Origin of the sequence: uncultured Blautia sp. (assembly GCF_902497045.1) — a bacterium.
In the GTDB taxonomy this organism is placed as follows: domain Bacteria; phylum Bacillota; class Clostridia; order Lachnospirales; family Lachnospiraceae; genus Blautia_A.
Genome location: NZ_CABVDF010000264.1, coordinates 1 through 3413 on the forward strand (window position 1 = coordinate 1; position 3413 = coordinate 3413).

2 protein-coding genes are annotated in these 3413 nt (G+C 43.6%); one reads left to right on the forward strand and one right to left on the reverse strand.

Annotated features, from left to right (window positions below; translation table 11 throughout):
- On the reverse strand, positions 1-2196 hold a 2196-nt coding region (gene glgB / locus RDS42_RS13475), incomplete at its 3' end, for a 1,4-alpha-glucan branching enzyme (protein ID WP_308784106.1).
- 161 nt (positions 2197-2357) lie between these two features.
- On the opposite strand from glgB, the gene RDS42_RS13480 reads away from it, so the two are divergent.
- Positions 2358-3329, forward strand: coding sequence for a carbohydrate kinase (locus tag RDS42_RS13480; protein ID WP_308784107.1), 972 nt, complete (start codon positions 2358-2360; stop codon positions 3327-3329).
- Positions 3330-3413: the final 84 nt, after the last annotated feature.

The following is a 3413-nucleotide window of genomic DNA, read 5'->3' on the forward strand; positions in this document are numbered from 1 at the left end:
CTTCTGTGCGGCTATTTTCTTTTCCGAAGCAGTTTTCTTTCCTGCCGGCTTTTCAGCTTTCTTTTTTGCTGCAGTTTTTCTTACCGGCTTTTTTTCTGCTTTCTCCGAAAGAGTACAGGACAGGATCACTGCTCCGAGAGCCGGAATCCTCAGTCTCAGAGAATTTTCTCTTTCGTCGCATGGTTCTGCCTTACAGGTTTTTGCCCTTGGGTTCACAGTTCCCTGACCGCCGTATTCTTTCCGGTCGCTGTTAAATATTTCCTTGTATTTTCCATAGAAAGGAACACCGATCTGATAGTTTTCATAGGGAACTGCCGCAAAGTTCACAACTGCCAGAAGAGTTTCCTCCGGTTTATCCGTCTTTCTCATAAAGGTAAGGATATTTTCTTCATATTTCATCAGCTGAACCCATTCAAAGCCTTCCACCTCATCATCCTTCTGCCAGAGTGCCGGATGACTGGTGTATACTTCGTTAAGGTCATGTATAAACCTTTCCAGTTCCTGAGGGATATCTTTTCCCGGAGCATTCATCTTCAGTCCCGGATGCAGCGTCTGATAGGTATAGGCAGCCCTTATCTGGGACAGTTTCTGACTTTCATCGCCTGGAAGCTTATCCATAAATTCTTTCAGTTCTCCTGCATTTCTGGTTCCAAGTGTCAGTACATAATGCTCGCAGTAAGCATAAAGCATGGAAACTGTAAGCTGATCATGATCATACTGTCTCTCTATTGGATCAAGAGAAAGATAATGAAGAAAATCTGAACTCCAATTGTTGTTCCATTTATAATCAAACCCTATATGATCATTTTCCACACTGTCTGTAAGCTCCGGCCAGAGACCGTCCTCCTGAGCGATCATAATAATTCCCGGATGCTTTTTCTTTATAATAGAATTTAAATGTTTTAAAAATTCCACTGCTGCAAGATTCTCACTGGATCCGTAAATATTAGGTTTCCACAGACTTCCTTCTCTGCCATAATCCAGATAAAGCATAGCGTCTACATCATCCAGCCGGAAACCATCCACATGATACACCTCTGTCCAGAAAAACACATTTGCAAGAAGAAAATCTGCAACCATTGGACTTTCATAATTATAAAGCAGGGTTCCCCACATAGGATGGACTGCCATTTCCGGATCCTGTACCTCATAAAGCGGTGTTCCGTCAAAGCACTCCAGGCCTTCTGCATATCTTGGAAAATGAGCCGGTGTCCAGTCCAGGATCACACCAATCTCTGCTTTATGCAGCTCGTTCACAAGCCTTGCAAACTCCTCCGGAAGTCCAAATCTTCGATCCGGTGCATAATAGGAAAATGTGGAATACGGACCTGCCTCCTCATCCAGATATCCCATTACCGGGTGAAGTTCTACATGGGTATATCCTAGTTTCTTTACAAAAGCTGTGAGTTCTTCCCCATTTTTCCATTTATCAAGACTTGTTTCATAAATCGATACCGGCTGCTTTCTGTCCGCATACTTTTCTCTCTCTTTGATCCAGGATGCATCCTCCCAGGTCATATTGCCTGCCGCTTTTGCAACTACAGAAGCGGTAGCAGGAGGAAGTTCTGTACATGTTCCATAGGGATCTGTTTTCAGAACTTTCTGTCCGCCCTTTATATTGATCTCATATTTATAAAGGTCTCCAGCTTTTACTTCCGGAATAAACAGTTCAAATATACCGGACATAGGCATTCTGTGCATCAGATGCCCTCTTCCGTCCCAGTTATTGAAATCTCCCACAACACTGACACTGACCGCATTAGGCGCCCATACCGCAAAACAGGTTCCTTCTGTTGTGCCAATCGTCATTTGATGAGCACCAAGCTTTTCATAAGCATGATAATACACACCTGCACAGAAAGCCTTTTCTTCATCCTCTGTGATCTGTCCGGAAAATGCATACGGATCTGCAGACACTTCCGTACTGCCTTGTCTGGTTACACGATATTTATAAGCCGGTATTTTTCTGCCCGGAATCAAAACAGCAAAATAGCCTGCCTCATCTTCCATTTCCATGGGATAGGCTTTTCTTCCTGATACTACTTCCACGGATTCTGCTCCAGGAAAAAATCCCTGTATCAGCACTCCTTCTGTTGTAAGCCTGGGTCCCATCACGTCTTTAGGTGATGCTTCCTCTCCATACACAATAGCCTCGATCCTTGGCCAGTCCATATAGTCGTAAACACTTCTGCTCATATTCTCCTGCCTCCTGACTCAGACTTTTTCTTCCTTTAGAGTCTGTGATAAATTCAGTTTATCATTTTTTTGGAAAAAAATAAAGATTTGGCCTGAATTTGTTTGACAAAATCTTTCTGCTGGTCTAAATTGATACTAACAGGAACTTAAGGAGGTCTATTATGAAAAACAAAATATTTGATGTTACAGCTCTTGGCGAGCTGCTGATTGATTTTACGGAAAATGGAGAGAGTTCTCAGGGAAATCCTATGATGGAAGCCAATCCAGGCGGTGCACCCTGCAATGTTCTTGCCATGCTGGAAAAACTGGGCAAAAAAACTGCGTTTATCGGCAAAGTAGGCGCTGATATGTTTGGAGACCAGCTGAAAAAAGCTGTGGAAGAGGTAGGGATCGATACAAGAAATCTGATCATGGATAAAAAGCATCATACAACACTTGCATTCGTACATACCTATCCGGACGGCGACAGGGATTTCTCTTTTTACCGTGATCCGGGTGCTGATATGATGCTCACTAAAGAAGAAGTACAGAAAGAGCTGATCCAGTCTTCCCGCATTTTCCACTTCGGTACCCTTTCCTCCACCCACGAGGGCGTCCGAGAAGCCACTCGTCATGCCATTGAACTGGCAAAAGAAGCTGGATGTATCATCACCTTCGACCCGAATCTCCGTCCTCCTCTCTGGAACTCACTGGAGGATGCACGCAGAGAAATTGAATACGGAATGACTAAATGTGATGTTCTCAAAATCTCCGATAATGAGGTAGAATTCCTTTTTGATACCACAGATTATGACAAAGGTGCCGCTCTGATCCGTGAAAAATACAATATTCCTCTTGTACTGATCACTATGGGCAAGGACGGAAGCCGTGCTTATTACAAAGACATGCGTGTAGAAGTAGCTCCTTTCCTTCAGGAAAATACCATTGAAACTACCGGAGCCGGAGATACGTTCTGCGCAAGCAGCTTGAACTATGTTCTGGAACACGGACTGGAAGATCTTACTGAGGAAAACCTGAAAGAACTGCTGACCTTTGCCAATGCAGCTGCTTCTCTGATCACCACCAGAAAAGGCGCTCTCCGTGTTATGCCTTCCAAAGAAGAGGTTCTGAATTTTATCGCTTCCAGAAAATAATATTTCTGCAAATTTATTTTTCCAAAAAAGGGGCTATCGGGAAATAGATAGTTCTAAATAAGGGCAGATGTGACTCGTGCGAGT

Bases quoted from the DNA above. Each gene is read 5' to 3' on its own strand.
- RDS42_RS13480 (WP_308784107.1), top strand. From the start codon at position 2,358: ATGAAAAACAAAATATTTGATGTTACAGCTCTTGGCGAGCTGCTGATT.